This is a genomic window from Anaeromyxobacter sp. (assembly GCA_016718565.1).
Lineage (GTDB): Bacteria > Myxococcota > Myxococcia > Myxococcales > Anaeromyxobacteraceae > JADKCZ01.
Genome location: JADKCZ010000002.1, coordinates 285,155 through 299,877 on the forward strand (window position 1 = coordinate 285,155; position 14,723 = coordinate 299,877).

Annotated in this window: 16 protein-coding genes, 1 tRNA gene and 1 pseudogene; 5 read left to right on the forward strand and 13 right to left on the reverse strand. The window is 76.8% G+C overall.

Going from position 1 to position 14,723, the window contains the following annotated elements; all coding sequences use genetic code 11:
• Positions 1 to 31 precede the first annotated feature (31 nt).
• From IPO09_07970 to IPO09_08010, 9 genes and pseudogenes are all read right to left on the reverse strand, one after another.
• Positions 32 to 556: a hypothetical protein gene (locus IPO09_07970; GenBank protein ID MBK9517276.1), complete on the reverse strand. Its 525-nt coding sequence runs from the start codon at positions 554 to 556 to the stop codon at positions 32 to 34.
• A complete protein-coding gene (locus tag IPO09_07975) occupies positions 549 to 1,040 on the reverse strand; it encodes a hypothetical protein (GenBank protein ID MBK9517277.1) in 492 nt (163 codons plus the stop codon). Before IPO09_07975 ends, IPO09_07970 begins: the two co-directional genes overlap by 8 nt.
• A gap of 5 nt (positions 1,041 to 1,045) precedes the next feature.
• Positions 1,046 to 1,618, reverse strand: coding sequence for an FMN-binding protein (locus tag IPO09_07980; protein MBK9517278.1), 573 nt, complete (start codon positions 1,616 to 1,618; stop codon positions 1,046 to 1,048).
• Between the two features lie 6 nt (positions 1,619 to 1,624).
• On the reverse strand, positions 1,625 to 2,890 hold the full coding sequence (locus tag IPO09_07985; protein ID MBK9517279.1) for a hypothetical protein: 1,266 nt from the start codon (positions 2,888 to 2,890) through the stop codon (positions 1,625 to 1,627).
• Positions 2,891 to 2,948: 58 nt separating this feature from the next.
• Positions 2,949 to 3,617, reverse strand: coding sequence for a metal-dependent transcriptional regulator (locus IPO09_07990; protein ID MBK9517280.1), 669 nt, complete (start codon positions 3,615 to 3,617; stop codon positions 2,949 to 2,951).
• A gap of 5 nt (positions 3,618 to 3,622) precedes the next feature.
• Positions 3,623 to 3,871 carry a hypothetical protein gene (locus IPO09_07995; GenBank protein MBK9517281.1) on the reverse strand — a complete coding sequence of 83 codons (249 nt, stop codon included), beginning with the start codon at positions 3,869 to 3,871 and terminating at the stop codon, positions 3,623 to 3,625.
• Positions 3,871 to 5,928 carry a ferrous iron transport protein B gene (gene feoB, locus IPO09_08000; protein MBK9517282.1) on the reverse strand — a complete coding sequence of 686 codons (2,058 nt, stop codon included), beginning with the start codon at positions 5,926 to 5,928 and terminating at the stop codon, positions 3,871 to 3,873. The genes IPO09_07995 and feoB overlap by 1 nt, the downstream gene beginning before the upstream one ends.
• Positions 5,925 to 6,428, reverse strand: coding sequence for a transcriptional repressor (locus IPO09_08005; protein ID MBK9517283.1), 504 nt, complete (start codon positions 6,426 to 6,428; stop codon positions 5,925 to 5,927). Before IPO09_08005 ends, feoB begins: the two co-directional genes overlap by 4 nt.
• Before the next feature lie 73 nt (positions 6,429 to 6,501).
• A pseudogene (locus IPO09_08010) lies at positions 6,502 to 7,102 on the reverse strand (HEAT repeat domain-containing protein).
• 91 nt (positions 7,103 to 7,193) lie between these two features.
• On the opposite strand from IPO09_08010, the gene IPO09_08015 reads away from it, so the two are divergent.
• Both IPO09_08015 and IPO09_08020 read left to right on the forward strand, forming a co-directional pair.
• Positions 7,194 to 8,747, forward strand: coding sequence for a Fis family transcriptional regulator (locus IPO09_08015; protein ID MBK9517284.1), 1,554 nt, complete (start codon positions 7,194 to 7,196; stop codon positions 8,745 to 8,747).
• A gap of 43 nt (positions 8,748 to 8,790) precedes the next feature.
• Positions 8,791 to 9,186 carry a zinc ribbon domain-containing protein gene (locus tag IPO09_08020; GenBank protein MBK9517285.1) on the forward strand — a complete coding sequence of 132 codons (396 nt, stop codon included), beginning with the start codon at positions 8,791 to 8,793 and terminating at the stop codon, positions 9,184 to 9,186.
• A 43-nt stretch (positions 9,187 to 9,229) separates the two neighbouring features.
• Here IPO09_08020 and IPO09_08025 read toward each other — a convergent pair whose 3' ends face one another.
• Positions 9,230 to 9,577: a hypothetical protein gene (locus IPO09_08025; protein ID MBK9517286.1), complete on the reverse strand. Its 348-nt coding sequence runs from the start codon at positions 9,575 to 9,577 to the stop codon at positions 9,230 to 9,232.
• A 130-nt stretch (positions 9,578 to 9,707) separates the two neighbouring features.
• On the opposite strand from IPO09_08025, the gene IPO09_08030 reads away from it, so the two are divergent.
• Together IPO09_08030 and IPO09_08035 are read left to right on the forward strand one after the other, a co-directional pair.
• Positions 9,708 to 9,791, forward strand: a tRNA-Leu gene (locus IPO09_08030).
• A 70-nt stretch (positions 9,792 to 9,861) separates the two neighbouring features.
• Entirely contained in the window at positions 9,862 to 10,614 is a 753-nt protein-coding gene (locus IPO09_08035; GenBank protein ID MBK9517287.1) for a tetratricopeptide repeat protein, read from the forward strand.
• A gap of 53 nt (positions 10,615 to 10,667) precedes the next feature.
• On the opposite strand, the gene IPO09_08040 is transcribed toward IPO09_08035, so the two are convergent.
• Entirely contained in the window at positions 10,668 to 10,889 is a 222-nt protein-coding gene (locus IPO09_08040; GenBank protein MBK9517288.1) for a glutaredoxin family protein, read from the reverse strand.
• A gap of 155 nt (positions 10,890 to 11,044) precedes the next feature.
• Between IPO09_08040 and IPO09_08045 the strand changes: the two genes are divergently transcribed.
• Positions 11,045 to 12,415 (forward strand): diguanylate cyclase, encoded by a 1,371-nt coding sequence (locus IPO09_08045; protein MBK9517289.1) that lies wholly within the window; start codon positions 11,045 to 11,047, stop codon positions 12,413 to 12,415.
• Here IPO09_08045 and IPO09_08050 read toward each other — a convergent pair.
• Both IPO09_08050 and IPO09_08055 read right to left on the reverse strand, forming a co-directional pair.
• Positions 12,412 to 13,797 carry a sigma-54-dependent Fis family transcriptional regulator gene (locus tag IPO09_08050; GenBank protein ID MBK9517290.1) on the reverse strand — a complete coding sequence of 462 codons (1,386 nt, stop codon included), beginning with the start codon at positions 13,795 to 13,797 and terminating at the stop codon, positions 12,412 to 12,414. The two genes, IPO09_08045 and IPO09_08050, sit on opposite strands and share 4 nt — an antisense overlap.
• The gene (locus IPO09_08055; protein MBK9517291.1) at positions 13,794 to 14,702 is read right to left on the reverse strand and encodes a HAMP domain-containing histidine kinase; all 909 of its coding nucleotides are present in this window, start codon (positions 14,700 to 14,702) and stop codon (positions 13,794 to 13,796) included. Before IPO09_08055 ends, IPO09_08050 begins: the two co-directional genes overlap by 4 nt.
• Positions 14,703 to 14,723: the final 21 nt, after the last annotated feature.

The window sequence follows — 14,723 nt, forward strand, 5'->3', positions numbered from 1 at the left end:
AGGTTGGAGCCGACCCCGCCGCCGCCCTCCCCTACGCCGGCCCGCTCGCCGACCCGCCGACCGGCAGCTCCCCGCGCGCCCCGCGCGGCGCGGGGCGCGGCGGCGGCCAGGCCACCGCAGCGAGCAGCAGGGCCCAGAGCACCAGCAGCCCCTCCAGCCCGAGGAAGCTCACCACCTTGAACCAGGCCAGCCACGGGGCCGCGAAGCGGATGGCGAAGCCGGCCGCCACCCCGCCCAGCGCCAGGGCGAAGGTGGCGGCCGAGAGCCGGGCCAGCAGCCGCGGCGCCAGGGCGCCGGCCCAGCCGACGGTGTGGATGGCCGCGAAGAGGGCCAGGGGCATGGCCACCAGGTGGGCCAGGGCGGTCTCGAGCAGCCCGGCCAGGGAGCGGGGCGAGGTGAAGCGGGCCTCCGAGCCGAGGTAGAACTCCCGCACCGCGTCCGGGCCCGCACCCAGCTTGAGCAGGAAGAGCACGGCCGCCGAGCCGGCCACCAGCAGCAGGCAGGCCGCGAAGACCAGCGCGGGGGCGCGCTGCGCCGGGGGGAGCCGCTCAGGCACGGGCGCCCCGCCCGCCGCCGAGGGAGGCGGCCGGCGGGCCGAAGGTGATGGCGGCCGCCGCGATGGCGGTCAGCAGCGCCGCCGCGGCCAGCGCCGTGGAGGCCACCCGCAGGGCGCCGCCGCCGTGCAGGGCCACCACCGCGAAGGGCGCGGCCAGGTCGGCGGCGGCGGCGGCCACCGCCAGGGAGAAGAGGGCGCGGCGCGGCCCCGGCGCCAGGCGCCCCACCGCCAGCAGCGCCCCCACCATGAAGAGCACGAAGCCGTAGAGGAAGGCCCCGGCGTGCAGCTCCTCGAAGAGCGCCGCCACCGGCAGCCCCTCCCCCTCCGCCAGGCCCAGGTAGTGGAGCTCCACCTCCGCCGCGGAGAGCCCGCCGCCCGCCGCCCGCTGCACCAGGAGCGCCAGCACGGCCAGCGCCGCGAAGGCCAGGAAGGCGCGCACCGGCGCCCGCGAGCGGACCAGGCGCGGCCCGGTGGGATCGACCAGGAGCCTCACGGCCGCCCCCCCGCCGCGCTCGCCGCGGGCAGCACGGCCTCCTTCAGGGCCGCCAGCAGCCAGCGCGACTGCTCGGCGATGCCCCGCGCCGAGAGCGTGGCGCCGCTGATGGGGGCGAGATCGTCGCCCACCGCCAGGCGATCACCCGTCCCCTTGCCGGCCAGCTGGGCCAGCCAGCGGTCGGAGGGGCGGTACTCGGCCGGCTCCAGGAAGGCCAGGATGGCGACCCGCCGGATCCGACCATCGGGCTCGAAGGCCAGCGCCAGCGTCTCGCGCTTGGTCCGCACCACGTGGGCGTGGATGACGGCGTAGCCGACCACCGCCCCCGCCCGGCGGGCCGTGTAGAACGTGACCAGCCGCTCCTTCACCCGGGCCCGCGCCAGCTGCTCCAGCCGCGCCGCCACCGCGTCGCCCAGGAGCACGTCGCGCGCCGCCACCGCCTCGGCCTCGGGGAAGAGGGAGCGCACGATGGCCTCGTCGGCCCCGGCCGGCGCCTGGGCCGCGGCGGGCGCCGCCGCCAGCAGCGCGGCGGCCAGCAGGAGCGGATGGTGGCGGCGGGCGGGTGCCATGGCGGCCTAGAAGGCGAACCCCACGCCCAGGTCGACCTGCTCGCCGGCCGCCGCCCCCGGCGCCCCGCTGTCCCGCCGCTGCCAGTCGGCCTTGAGCGCCACGGTGGGGAGGGGCCGCCAGGTGAGGCCGGCCGTGAGCACGGTGGTGTCGAGCGCCGGGTCGCGGACCTGGCCGGCCGGCACCGCGGCGTGGAGGTCCATGGCCTCGTAGCGCACGAAGGGGAGCAGCGCCCCCTCGCCGCCGGGCGCCAGCAGGGCCAGCACGTCGTAGGCCAGCTCGAGGGAGCCGCCCTGCACCCGCGACCCGAGCACCTCACCGGGCTCGACCAGCGCCGCGTCGGAGAGGGTCCCCACCGCGTAGAGGGCCTTGGCCTCCAGGCCGCGCCAGGCGGCGCGGGCGTGCACCTCGGCCAGGGTCACGTCGGCGGCCACCCCCGCGTCGCCCTGGCCGGCCCGGCCCCGGTAGACCGAGCCGCCCAGCGTCACCGGCCCGAGGTCGGCGGCCAGCGCCAGCACGCCGGCGAAGGTGCGGGCCCGCGAGCGGTCGCCGCCGCTGCGGGCGTTGCGCAGCCAGGTGGGGGCGCTCACGCCCTTGGCGGCGTCCAGGCCGGTGAGCAGGTAGGCCTGGTACCGCAGCCCGGCGTGCTGGCCGTGCAGGCCCAGCCCGTTCTCGTTCCAGGTGGCCGGGATGAGGTTGCGCTCCAGGTCCGGGCGCAGCACCCCGTGGAAGTAGGGCGGCTCGTGCAGCTCGTTGACCAGGCCCACCGGCACCAGCACGTTCCCCACCCGGAGCTGCAGCGCGTCGGTGAAGCGGTAGTCCAGGTAGGCGAACTCCACCGCGGTCTCCGCGCCGCCGTGCTCGAACTCCACCTCCGAGTTGAAGACCAGCCGGTCGCTGAACCGGTAGCCCACGTAGAGCACCAGCCGCAGCGCGTCGCTCTGGTCGGCGTCGCCGCCGGCCAGCTGGTTCCGGTAGACCACCTCGCCGTAGCCGCCGACGGAGAGCCCCTTGGGGGCGAAGTAGACCTTGGAGGCGGCCGGACCGAGCCCGCCGAACGACTGGACCTCCGCGTCGCGCAGGCCGAGCTCCAGCTTGAGGCGTCGCAGCTCCTCGGCGAGGGCCCGCACGTCGTCCTGCGTGGCCGGGGCGAGCGCCGGGGGGGCCCCGTCGCCGGGGGCGGCCGGCCGCGGCTCCTGGGCCAGCGCGCGCGGGTGGAGGACCAGGGCGGCGGTGGCCAGCACGGCCAGGGCAATCTTGATAATGGTTCTCATCTTGTGCTCGCGGCTCCTCGCTGCCTGACCCCGGGGCGGGGCGGCGGGTGACAGGGACCTAGGCGGCCCCGATGGGCTTGACGAAGATCTCGCCCGCGATCTCGGGATCGAGGGCGATGGTGGTCTCCCCGATCTCGATGACGTACGAGGGGGAGCGCTGGTGCAGCCGCACCTCGCTGCCCGGGATGACCCCCAGGGCGGCCAGGCGGTCCATCCGGTCGTGGAACTTGGGCGCGATGAAGACGATGCGGCCGCGCGCCCCCAGGGTGAAGTGGCGCAGCCCGGTCACCAGCGGGCGCAGGTCCTGGCGGGCGGTGCCGCAGCAGGCCCCGGGCGGGATGGGCCGTCCGTGCGGGCAGGTGGGCGGGTGGCCCAGCAGCGTGCAGACCGACTCGGTGGCCTCGGGCGAGAGGATGTGCTCGAGCTCGCAGGCCTGCGCCTCCATGGTGGTCTCGGAGACCGCCAGCAGGTCCTTGAAGAGCCGCTCGGTGAGCCGGTGGCGCCGCACCACGTCGCGGGCCCGCGCCTCGCCGGCCTCGGTGAGCGCCACCCGGTCGCCCTCCAGGCGCACCAGCCCGGCCTCCGCCAGCGCGGTGAGGTCGGCGCCGGCGGCGCCGGGGGCGTGGGCCGGCGCCGCGTTGGCCAGGATGGAGGCCGCGTCGTCCCGCCCCTGCTCCCGCTCGGTCAGCACGGTCTCCAGGAACTCCTCGATCCGCCTCGGCTGCATGGTGCTCAGGGCTCGCTCCCGGTGGCGCGGCGGCGCTGGAAGAACTGCTTGAGCCGGCCTGCCAGGCCGGCGTTCTCCTGCGGGAAGCTGTAGCCGCAGGACGGGCAGCACACCACCTTGCAGCCGCCCGACATCGGGCAGCTGGGTCGGCAGCCCTGGCCGGAGACGTCGAACTCCAGGGCGCAGAGCGGGCAGCGCTCCAGCACCGGGGGGGCGGCCGGCGGCGCGGCCTGGACCTGCGGGAGCGAGGCCATCAGTAGAGCCACCCCATCAGGCGGTTGATCAGCGCCCCGGTGCCGAAGGCGAACGGCAGGATGAAGGCCATCATCCCCAGGCCGGTGCGCCAGCCGCGCTCCTTGAGGATCATGAAGAAGTTGGCGATGCAGGGGATGAAGAGCGTGATGGTCACCAGCGCCACCACCACCTCGATCTCCATGGCCCGGGTCATGGTGCCGGCCTCGAGGAAGGGCTGGTAGTGCTGGAACAGGCCGGCCGCCGCGTAGTCGCGGCGCAGGAAGCCCAGGATGAAGGCGCCGGCCGCCTCCTTGGGCAGCCCCAGCAGGCCGCTCATGACGGGCTCGAAGGTCCGCTCCAGCGCCGCCAGCAGCTGGAAGCGATCCAGCCCGTACAGCAGCAGCGTGCCGAGCAGGAAGAGCGGCATGGCCTCGCGCAGGTACCACTCGATGCGCGCCAGGGTCTTCACGGCGATGTTGGAGAGCTGCGGCACCCGCAGCGGCGGCAGCTCCAGCATGAAGTCGGAGCCGCGGCCCGGGATGACCTTGGCGGCCAGCCAGCCCACCAGGAAGATCACCATGAGCAGCGTGCCGGCGAACCAGAGCAGCGCCGAGAAGGGCAGCCCGGCGGTCATGGCCAGGATGACCGCCAGCTGGGCGCTGCAGGGCACGGCCAGCGCCAGCAGCAAGGTCACGATGACCCGCTCCTTGCGCGTCTCCATGATGCGGGCCGTCATGGTGGCCATGGTGTCGCAGCCCAGGCCGAGCACCATGGGCAGCACCGCCTTGCCGTTGAGCCCCATGCGCTTGAAGATCTGGTTCACCATCACCGCCAGCCGCGGCAGGTAGCCGGAGTCCTCCAGGATGGAGAAGGCGATGAAGAAGGTGGTGACGATGGGCAGCACGATGGCCACCGCGTAGGAGAGCCCCATCGAGACCAGGCCGTAGCGCCCCACCACGAAGCCGCCGTGCGAGAGCCAGGGCACGCCGGCCGGGCCGATGAGGAACTCCTGCACCGCCCCCGCCGGCAGCGCCCAGCGCAGCCCGGCCTCCACCCAGGGCACCAGCCAGCCGTGGAAGACGGTGTCCTCGAGGAAGTCCACCAGGGTGCCGGCGCCCAGCACCCCGACGAACTGGTAGGCGGCCAGCAGCACCGCCACCAGGATGGGGATGCCGTAGACCGGGTGGGTGGACCAGGCGCCCAGGCGGCGCGCCAGGGTGCTGGAGATCGACCGGTCGCCGCGCGACACCACCGCGTCGTGCAGCCGGTCCACCGCCGCCAGCCGCTGCCGCGCCACCACGAAGCGCAGGGACTCGGGGTAGCGGGCGGCCAGGCCGCGGCGCAGGCCGTCGAGCCGCTGCAGCGCCGCCGGGGTCATGCGGGTGGTCAGGTAGGCGCTCAGGGAGTCGTCACCCACCAGCGCCATCAGCGCCACCGAGCGCGCCCCCAGGCCGCCCGGCGGCACCAGCGGGGCCACCTCGGCCAGCGCGGCCTCGATGTGCACGTCGTAGCGCGGCAGGAAGGTGGAGGCGCGGGCCAGGCCGAGCCGGGCCTGCAGGGTGGCCAGCCCCTGGCGCTCCACCGCCACGGTGGGGACCACCTCGATGCCCAGGGTGGCCGCCAGCCGCTCGTGGTCGATGGCGAAGCCGCGGCTGCGGGCCTCGTCGGCCATGTTGAGCGCCAGCAGGAAGGGCACGCCGGCCTCGGCCAGCTGGGCCGTCAGCAGCAGGCCGCGGCGCAGGTTCTTGGCGTCGCAGACCTGCAGGCAGACGTAGCCAGGCTCGACCAGCAGGATGTCGCGGGTGACCTGCTCGTCCTCCGACATGGGCAGCAGGTTGTTGGTGCCCGGCGTGTCCATCACGTGCCAGGGCTCACCCTCGATGGTGGCGTGGCCGCGGGTCACCTCGACGGTGGTGCCCGGGTAGTTGGAGACGGTGACGTAGCGGCCGGTCAGCGCCCCGAAGAGCACGCTCTTCCCCACGTTGGGGTTGCCGACCAGGATCACCGAGCGGGAGGCGCTCACCACCTCCTTGGCCTCGAGGGCCTCCTCCTGGCGGGCCGTGGCGGGCGGCGTCATCGCCCCTCCCCCGCGGCGCGGGCCGGGCGGCAGCGCAGGCAGCGCCCGTAGAGCTCCAGCTTGTGGGTCTCCACCAGGAAGCCGTGGCGGGCGGCCACGCGCACCTGCAGGGCCTCGATCTGCTCGTTGGCGAACTCCACGATCTCCCCGCAGCCGGTGCAGATGAGGTGATCGTGGTGGGGGCGGCCGGCGGCCGGCTCGTAGCGGGTCTGGCCGCCGTCGAACTGGCGCGGCGCCGCCAGGCCACACTCGGCCAGCAGCTTCATGGTCCGGTACACGGTGGCCACGCTGATCCTGGGGTCGCTGCGCCGGACCTGCTGGATCAGCTCCTCCACCGCCACGTGGCCGGCGGTGGCGAAGAAGACCTCGGCCACCAGCTCGCGCTGGCGGGAGTGCTTGAGCCCCGACCTGGCCAGGTGCGCCTGCAGCGCGGCCCGCGCCAGGGCGGGTCCGGACTGGCGCGCGGGGGCGGGGGTGGTGGTGGCAGGGCGGCGCGGCATCTTGATAACGGTTCTCATTATCAAGCCCCGCCCGGGGCTGCAAGGCCAAACACCGGCGCGACGCCGATTCGCCTCAGGGCCCCGGCAGGAGGCCACGCTCGCCGAGCAGGACGAGCCAGCGGGCCGCGGATCCGGGCCCCTCGCCGCCGTCCACGCCCGACAGCGCGCCCAGCGAGGGCGCGCGCCTCGCGGCGCACCTCCGGGGCGCCGTCCTCGGCCAGCGCCGCCAGCCGGGCGGCGTGGCGCAGCCCCTCGCCGCGCGGCCGGGCGCGCAGCACCTCGGCCGCCAGCGCGCGCAGCGCCGGGTCGGGCGAGGCGAGCGGCGCCGCCAGGTCGAGCGCCGGCCCGACCGGCGCGGGCGGCGGCCGCTCCACGGCGATGCTGGCGATGACTCCGACCAGCAGCAGCATGAGGCCGACCCGCACCAGGGCCTTGCCGGCCGGGTAGCGGCCGGCCCGCACCAGGGCGAACCGGTAGGCCGCGTACCCGCCCACGAAGAGCACCAGCAGCGCCACCGGCACCAGCCGGAGCAGGCTCGAGCCACCGGACTGGAAGGCGCGGGGGAGGCCCAGCAGCGCGGCGGCCGCGGCCGCGATGAGGAGCGCCAGCAGGACCCAGCGGAGGACGCCGATGGCGCCCGGGATGGCGGCGCGCGGGCGCGGCACGGGAGGCATGCGCGGCAGTGAACCACGCGGACCAGCGTGCGGCAACCGCCGGCGGCCCGCGCTTGACTCCCCGGCGGCGCCATCGCAGGGTGCGCCCCCTATGGCGGACCTGGACCTGGAGCTCCTCGAGCGGGTGGCGCGCTGGTGCGCCGAGGCGGGGCGGCAGACCACGCCGGCCGGCATCCGGGCGGCGCTCGGCGGCCTGACGTGGGACGAGCTCCTGGCGGCGCGGGCGCTGCTGGCGGATCCGCCGCCGGGGCGGCCGCTCGGACCCCAGGCGCTGGCCGACCTGGCCCGCGGCGGCACGGTGGACCAGGTGATCGAGCGCGAGCGGGAGGGCCGCTCTCCGGCGGCGCCGGAGGGCGGCCCGGCCGCCCCACCGGCGCAGGCCGCGCCGCCGCCCCGACCCGTCAGGGCGCGGGCCGGCGCCCGCGCCGCCGCGGCCCGCCCGGTGCTGGTGGTCCGCAAGCCGTCCGCGCCGGCCAGCGCGGCGGCCCCGCCGCGGCCCGCGCTGCCGCTCCTCGACGAGCTCCTGCTCCCGCCGGGCCGCAACACCCTGGAGCAGCTCATCCGCCGCCACGGCGGCCGGCGCCCGGCGCTGCTGGCGGCGCTGGCGGCCAGCCACCGCCGCCCGGACGCGGCGCCGCTGGCCGACGCCGACCTCGATCGCCTGCTGGCTCACCACGGCCTGGATCGCGCCTACCGCCGGCGCGAGCGCGACGAGGTGCTGCACGCCGTCCGCGCCGCCGGCGGTATCCTGGCCCGGGCCGCCGCCGCCCTGGGCCACGACGCCGCCGGCCTGGCGGCCGCCCTGGCGCGCCTCGAGGCCACCGCCGAGGTGGAGACCTACCGCGCCGCGCGGCGGGCCGACCTGGCGGGGCGTGGCACGCTCTCCGAGCGGGCCCACCTGCTGCTCACCGAGGGCGAGCGGCTGGCCGATCTCGGGCTGCTGGAGGCCGTCACCGCGGACCTGCGCGCCCGCCTCCCCGAGCACCTGCGCGCCCTGGGCGCCTCTCGCGAGCCGCTGCCGCTGGCGCTGGCCCGCAGCCTCTCCTTGCCCGACGGCGGGGTGGCGGACCTGGCCACCCGGCTCGGCATGGACCTGGGGCGGGCACCTCCGCCGGCCGGCGGCGACGCCCCGCGGCCCGCCGCCGGGAGCCGGGCCCCGCCGCGCTTCCGCGAGGGGCAGGTGGCCCGCGGCCCCCGCCCGGCCCGGGCGGCTGGCGGCGCGCGCGGCGGTCCGTCCCGCCCCGGCGCGGGGCCCCGCGGCGGCGAGGTCCAGGCGCGGCGCCCGTCCACCGGCTCGTCCACCCGCCCCCCGGGCGGCGCCGGCACGGCCGACCGCCGGCCGCGCGACCCGCGCGCCGGCGGACCCGCCGGCCGGGGCCGTCCAGCCCCGCGAGGCGGCCCCGGCACGGGGGCCAGCCGCTCCTCGGCTCCGCGGCCGCCCTCCGCCCGGCCGACCAGCGCTGCCGGCCCCGGCCGGAGCGGCGGCGCCGGTCCATCGGCGGGGCGCGGCGCCCCCACCGCCCGACCTGCCGGCGCCAGGCCGCCCCCGGGCCGCGGCGGGACCGGGCGGCCCACCCGGCCACCGGGCCGCCCGGCCGCGCGCGGCTCCCGCCCGCCCGGCGGCCGCCCTCCTCGCACCCCCTGAGCGGCGCTGGCCCGGCCAGCCGCCCTCACCTAGGATCCCCATCGTGCCCATCTACGAGTTCGTCTGCGAGTCCTGTGGTCGCCTCACCGAGGTGATGCAGAAGGTGAGCGATCCACCCCCCGGCGCCTGCACCGAGTGCGGCGGCCGGGTGGCGCGCATGGTCTCGCGCACCAGCTTCCAGCTGAAGGGGGGCGGCTGGTACGCCGACCTCTACTCGTCGCCGAAGGAGAAGCCGGCCGCTGTCAAGCCGGAGACCCCCGGCGACGCCGGGGCCACCCCGGCCGCTCCCGCCAAGGCTGACTCGGCCTCGCCGGCCTCGCCGGCCTCGACGGCGGCACCGGCCTCGCCGGCGCCCGCGCCGAAGGCCGCGCCCGCGCCCAGCGCCCCCTCAGGCGGCGCCGCCGGCTCGGGCTCGAGCGGCGGCGCGTCCAGCACCTAGCGCGCAAGGCTGCCGCGCCCGCGACGGCCGCGGCGGCGGACGGCTACCGGGGCTTGGGCGCCGGCTTGCCCTTCTCGAAGGTGGCGTTCTCGCCGTACTTGGCCACGATGGCCTTCTTGGTCTTCAGGCCGGTCTGCTCGATGACGAAGGTCGGCACGCGGCGGGCCCGCTTGTCGGCCGCCCAGCGGGTCAGCTCGGCGCGCGGCCGGGCCACCCGGCCCTTGGCGGCCCGCCCCCGGACGGCCTTGCCGGCCCCCTTCTTCAGCTCCGCCTCCAGGCGGGCGGCCACCAGGTCGGCGATGGTCCGGGCGATGGCGGTGGCGGTGCGTTGCACCACGCCCTCCACGGCGTTCTTCACGATGTCGTCGAGCGAGACGGGTGCGCGGGCCATGGGGTCTCTCCGGCTCGGATTGGTTCGGGATTGAGTCGATCGGCAAATCCGGCGAATGCAATGGTATCCCATTTCTCGCTGCGTCAATCTCAATTTCTTGCTAGGGTGCCCCGAGATGCCAGGCGCGAGCGGCCCTCTGGCGGAACGGTAGACGCGCTCGACTCAAAATCGAGTGGGGCAACCCCCCGTCCCGGTTCGAGCCCGGGGAGGGCCAACCGCGCCTTTTCCCCTTGCCGGCGGGCGGAGCCGGCGTGTATGGCTCCGCGCCGAACCCCGGAGCCCCCATGTACAACCTCATCCTGAGCCTGGCCGCCGGCGCGCTGGTCGCCGTGGCCGTCGCCTTCGGCACCAGCTACGGCTGGGTGGCCGCCGTGTTCCCCGGCTTCGTGGTCGCCACGGCGCTCTACGTCTTCATCGCCTTCCGGATCCGGAAGAAGTTCGACGAGCTGCAGGGGCGGCTCATGGAGGAGCTCAAGTCCGGGCGCATCGAGCCGGCCATCCAGGTCCTCAAGGGCGGGCTGGCCTTCGCCCCCTGGCAGTTCGGCGTGGCCTCGCAGGTGTACGGCGGCATGGGCATCTACCGCTACTTCGCCGGCGACCTGGACGCCTCGCTCCCGGACCTGGAGCGGGGCTGCCCCGTCGGCGCGGTCGGCAAGCTGCTCAACCGCGACTGGACCATCCGCGCCGTGCTGGCCTGCGCCCGCTACCGCAAGCGCGACGTGCCGGCCGCGCTCGACCTGCTGGAGCAGGCGGTCGGGGTGGGGCCCAAGGAGGGGCTGCCCTGGTCGATCTACGCCTGGGTGCTCGAGAAGGAGGGGCGGCACGACGAGGCCATCCGCGTGCTCGGGCGCGCCGTGGCCGCCAGCCCCAAGGACGAGAAGCTGAAGGACTCGCTGCAGTCGCTCCAGAACGGCAAGAAGCTCCGGCTCTGGAAGCTCTACGACATGCAGTGGTACCAGTTCCGGCTGGAGGCGCCGCCGGCGCAGATGGATCCGGCCGCCAACCGGAGCCGCCGCCAGCTGTTCCGCCGCCGCTGAGCGGCCGGCCTGCCCGTCGTCCCTGGCCCTCGACCGAGGGCCACCTAGACCCTTCAGGATCCCCCGAAGCCGGCGCAGGTCCGGCCCCGCTCGAGGATCAGGGGCACCTGCCGCTCGCCGCCCGACAGCTCGAGGAAGCGGCGCATGGCCTCCGGGTCGCGCGTGACGTCGTGGTAGGTCACCGGGACGCCGCGCGCCCGGTAGTCGGCCAGCGCCGCCGAGGTGTAGGGGCAGGCGTCCTTCCCGAAGATCTCGACCGGCTCTCGCGTCGTCATGCTGCCGCCCTCCTCCAGGGGAGAGGATAGCCGCGATTGCGCCACGGCGCCGCACCCCGCGCCCGCGGGACACGCCGCGGGCCGACGGGGCGGTACCGCCCGGGAGGTTCCGCTCCGCGCCGGAACGGCCCTAGACTTCGACGAGGGGGTGGATCGTGGCGACCGCGCCGGGGCGGCGTGCCGGGACCAGGACGGGGGGCGGGCGCAGCGGTGGCGCCGGCCAGGCCCGCCGTGGTCGCGTCCCGCGCGGCGCGCCAGCCACCTCCCGCGCGCTGCACACCCTGGCCCCGCTGCTCGACGCGCTCGTCGAGGCCGCCGACCTCTCGCCGCTGTCCGCCTCGCGCAGCCTGGGACGGGCCCTGCGGGCCGGGCTCGGGTGGCGGGTCCGGGTGGTGCCCTCCCCGTCCCCGCTGGCCACCGGCGAGCACGCCCACGTGGAGGACGGCGTGGCGCTGGTGCCCATCGCGCCGGGCGCCGGCGCGCTGCGGCTCTCGGGCGGCAGCCACCTCGACCTGGCCCGCGTGGCGGCGCTCTGCGCCCACGCCTTCGCCCGGGCCCGCACCCACCCGCTGGAGCCGGGGCGGCGCGCCGGCCCGCGCGGGCGCCCCCGCGTGCTGGTGGCCTCGGAGGACCCGGTGGTCCGCCAGGCGCTGGCCCAGGCGCTGGCCCCGCGCCACGAGCCGGTCCACGCCGAGGACGCCGCGGCCGCCCTGGAGGCGGCGCGGTCCGGCCGGTTCGACGCGGCGCTGCTGGCGCTGGCCGCCCCGGGCGCGGACGCCCTGGCCACGCTGGAGCGGCTGCGCGCCGACGTGGCGTCGGCCGAGCTCCCCACCCTGCTCTTGACCGCGCCGGCGGGCGAGGCGGCCCGGCTCCGCACCCTGGAGCTGGGCGCCGACCTCCTCCCCCCGGCCTGCTCCCCCGTCGAGCTGGCCGCCCGGCTCGACCAGGCCATCCACCTGGCGCGCGCCACCCGGGCGCTGCGCGACGAGGCCCAGACCGACCCCCTGACCGGCCTGCCCAACCGGCGCGCCCTGGAGGCCCGGCTGCACGAGGAGCTGCGGCGCGCCCGCCGCTACGGCACGCCGCTGGCCTGCGTCATGGCCGACCTCGACCACCTCAAGGCCATCAACGACTCGCTGGGCCACGCCGCCGGCGACCAGGCGCTGCAGGGCATGGCGGCGGTGCTGCGGGGCGGCCTGCGCGACACCGACTTCGCGGCGCGCGCCGGCGGCGACGAGTTCCTGCTGCTCCTGCCCCACACCTCCGCCGAGGAGGCCTGCCTGCTGGCCGAGCGGGTCCGGCGCGGCCTGGCGGCGGTGCGGCTGGGTCCGGGGCGCGCCGCGGCCGCGGTGGGCGCCTCCCTCGGCGTGGCGGCGCTCGGGGCCGACGCCGACGGCGAGGCCATGGTGGAGGCGGCCGACCGGGCCCTCTACGCCGCCAAGCGGGCCGGGCGCGGCACGGTGCGGCTGGGGGTGGCGCGCCTGCGCGGCGACGCCTCGACCGACCTCCGCCGCCGCCGGCGCTAGCCCCCGGACCCGGGCTCGCCGGCCCGGCCGCGGGCCTCGGCGGTGTAGCGGTTCAGCTTGTTGTAGAGGGTCTTCTCGCTGATGCCGAGCAGCTCCGCGGTGCGCGCCTTGTTGCCGCCGTTCCGCTGCAGCGAGGCCAGGATGTAGTCCTTCTCCACCAGGTCGAGGGGCAGCCCCATGGCCAGGCGCAGCCCGGCCGCCTCCGGCCCGCTCGAGGACATGTCGGGCGGCAGGTGCTCCTCGCCCAGCAGCTCGCCGTCGGCCAGGATCATGGCCCGCTCCACGGTGTTGCGCAGCTCGCGGATGTTGCCCGGCCAGGCGTAGCCCTGCAGCACCTCCTGGGCCTGGGGCGTCAGCCCCTGCACGTGCTTGCCGGTCTCGGCGTTGAACTTGGCGATGAAGTGCTGCACCAGCAGCGGGATGTCCTCGCGGCGCTCCTTGAGCGGCGGCAGCGCGATGGAGAAGACCCCCAGCCGGAAGAAGAGGTCCTCGCGGAAGCGGCCCCGGCGGATCTCCTCCTTCAGATCGCGGTTGGAGGCGCACAGCACCCGCACGTCCACCTCCACCTCGGCGCGGCCGCCCAGCCGGCGGATGCGCCGCTCCTCCAGCACCCGCAGGAACTTGGCCTGCAGCTCGGAGGGCAGCTCGCCGATCTCGTCGAGGAACAGGGTGCCGTTGTGGGCCAGCTCGAAGCAGCCCAGCCGCCGCTGGTCGGCGCCCGTGAAGGCCCCCCGCTCCGCCCCGAAGAGCTCGGACTCGATGAGCGTGGCCGGGATGGCCGAGCAGTTGAGCGCCACGAAGGCCTTGTCCTTGCGCGGCGAGAGGTTGTGGATGGCCCGCGCCACCACCTCCTTGCCGGTGCCGCTCTCGCCGCCGATGACCACGCTGGCGGCCGAGGGGGCCACCTTCTTGACCAGCTCGAAGACCTTCTGCATGGCCGGGCCGGACCCGACCATGTCGGTGCCGGGGGCCAGCGCCGCCAGCCGCCGGCGCAGCAGCTGGACCTCGCGCATGGTCTCCTTCTTCTCCAGGGCCCGCTCCAGCACGATGCGCAGCCGGGGGATCTCGAGCGGCTTCTCGATGAAGTCCCAGGCGCCCTCCTTGATGGCCTGCACGGCGATCTGGATGGAGCCGCGCCCGGTCAGCAGCACCACCGGGCAGTCGGGCAGCTCGGCGCGCAGGGCGCGCAGCAGCCAGAGCCCGTCCATGTTGGGCATGACCAGGTCGGAGAGGATCACGTCCGGGTGCCACTCGATGGCCCGGCGCAGCGCCTCCGAGCCGTCCACCGCCGTCTGGACGTCGTGGCCCCAGCGGGCCGTCAGCTCGGCCAGCGCCTCCCGCCCCTCGGCGTCGTCGTCGACGATGAGCACCCGGTACCTCATGACCGCTCGACCCCCGGCAGCTGCAGCGTCACCAGCGCCTGCCCGTCCACCACCCGGCGGGACAGCGCCCCGCCCAGCGCCCTGGCCGCCTGCGCGGCCATCCCGCTGTCATAGCCGAGGTCCGGACCCTCGGCACCCACCGCGTGGGCCACCGAGAGGGTCACCACGCCGGCCCCGCCCGCCGTGCGCACCGCCACCACGCCGCCGTGGGGTGCCTCGGCCACCGCCCGCCCCAGCAGGCCCACCAGCAGGGCCAGGGTCCGCGCCGTCGGCGCGGCGGTGCCGGCCAGCCCGGGAGGCGCCGCCAGCTCCAGCCGGACGTGGCGGCGGCGGGCCACCGCGCCGAAGAGCACCGCCAGGCCCGCCAGCGCCCCCCCCAGGTCGAGCGGCGCCTCCGGCGCCTCCGGGTCGGCCACCTCGGCGTAGCGGCTCACCACCTCACCGACCCTGGTCACCTGGTCCCGCAGGGCGGCCAGGTGCCCCCCCACCCCGGCTCCCGCCTCGCCGAGCTTCTCCGACAGCAGCTCCAGCTGGAGGGCCATGCCGTTCAGGTGGTTCCGGATGTCGTGCGCCAGCCCGCCCGCCAGGCCCGCCAGGCCGAGCGCCAGGCCGGCCAGCTCGAGACGCGCCGCGTCGCCCGGGGACTTCAGCACCAGCAGCGCCCCGCCGGGGACAGGGTGGTACTCCAGCAGCAGGCGGTCGCCGCCGGCCCCCACCAGCTCGGCCACCCCGCCGCCGTCCCCGGCCAGGAGCTGGGCCAGCCCGCCGTCCGCGCCGGCCCTGGTCGCCAGCGCCGCGGCCGGATCGGCCACGTCGAGCCCCAGGGCGGCGACGAAGCCCCGGTCGGCGCAGAGGGTGGCCGGATCGGCGCCCATGAAGGCGGCGCCGCGGCTCGGCCAGCACACGGGGGGGGTCGTCGGAGGCAC

Coding starts and splice junctions, on each gene's coding strand:
- IPO09_08015 (MBK9517284.1), top strand. CDS start 7,194: ATGGCGGACCTGGACCTGGAGCTCCTCGAGCGGGTGGCGCGCTGGTGC.
- IPO09_07985 (MBK9517279.1), bottom strand. CDS start 2,890: ATGAGAACCATTATCAAGATTGCCCTGGCCGTGCTGGCCACCGCCGCC.
- IPO09_08025 (MBK9517286.1), bottom strand. CDS start 9,577: ATGGCCCGCGCACCCGTCTCGCTCGACGACATCGTGAAGAACGCCGTG.
- feoB (MBK9517282.1), bottom strand. CDS start 5,928: ATGACGCCGCCCGCCACGGCCCGCCAGGAGGAGGCCCTCGAGGCCAAG.
- IPO09_08005 (MBK9517283.1), bottom strand. CDS start 6,428: ATGCCGCGCCGCCCTGCCACCACCACCCCCGCCCCCGCGCGCCAGTCC.
- IPO09_08035 (MBK9517287.1), top strand. CDS start 9,862: ATGTACAACCTCATCCTGAGCCTGGCCGCCGGCGCGCTGGTCGCCGTG.
- IPO09_07980 (MBK9517278.1), bottom strand. CDS start 1,618: ATGGCACCCGCCCGCCGCCACCATCCGCTCCTGCTGGCCGCCGCGCTG.
- IPO09_08050 (MBK9517290.1), bottom strand. CDS start 13,797: ATGAGGTACCGGGTGCTCATCGTCGACGACGACGCCGAGGGGCGGGAG.
- IPO09_07995 (MBK9517281.1), bottom strand. CDS start 3,871: ATGGCCTCGCTCCCGCAGGTCCAGGCCGCGCCGCCGGCCGCCCCCCCG.
- IPO09_07990 (MBK9517280.1), bottom strand. CDS start 3,617: ATGCAGCCGAGGCGGATCGAGGAGTTCCTGGAGACCGTGCTGACCGAG.
- IPO09_08040 (MBK9517288.1), bottom strand. CDS start 10,889: ATGACGACGCGAGAGCCGGTCGAGATCTTCGGGAAGGACGCCTGCCCC.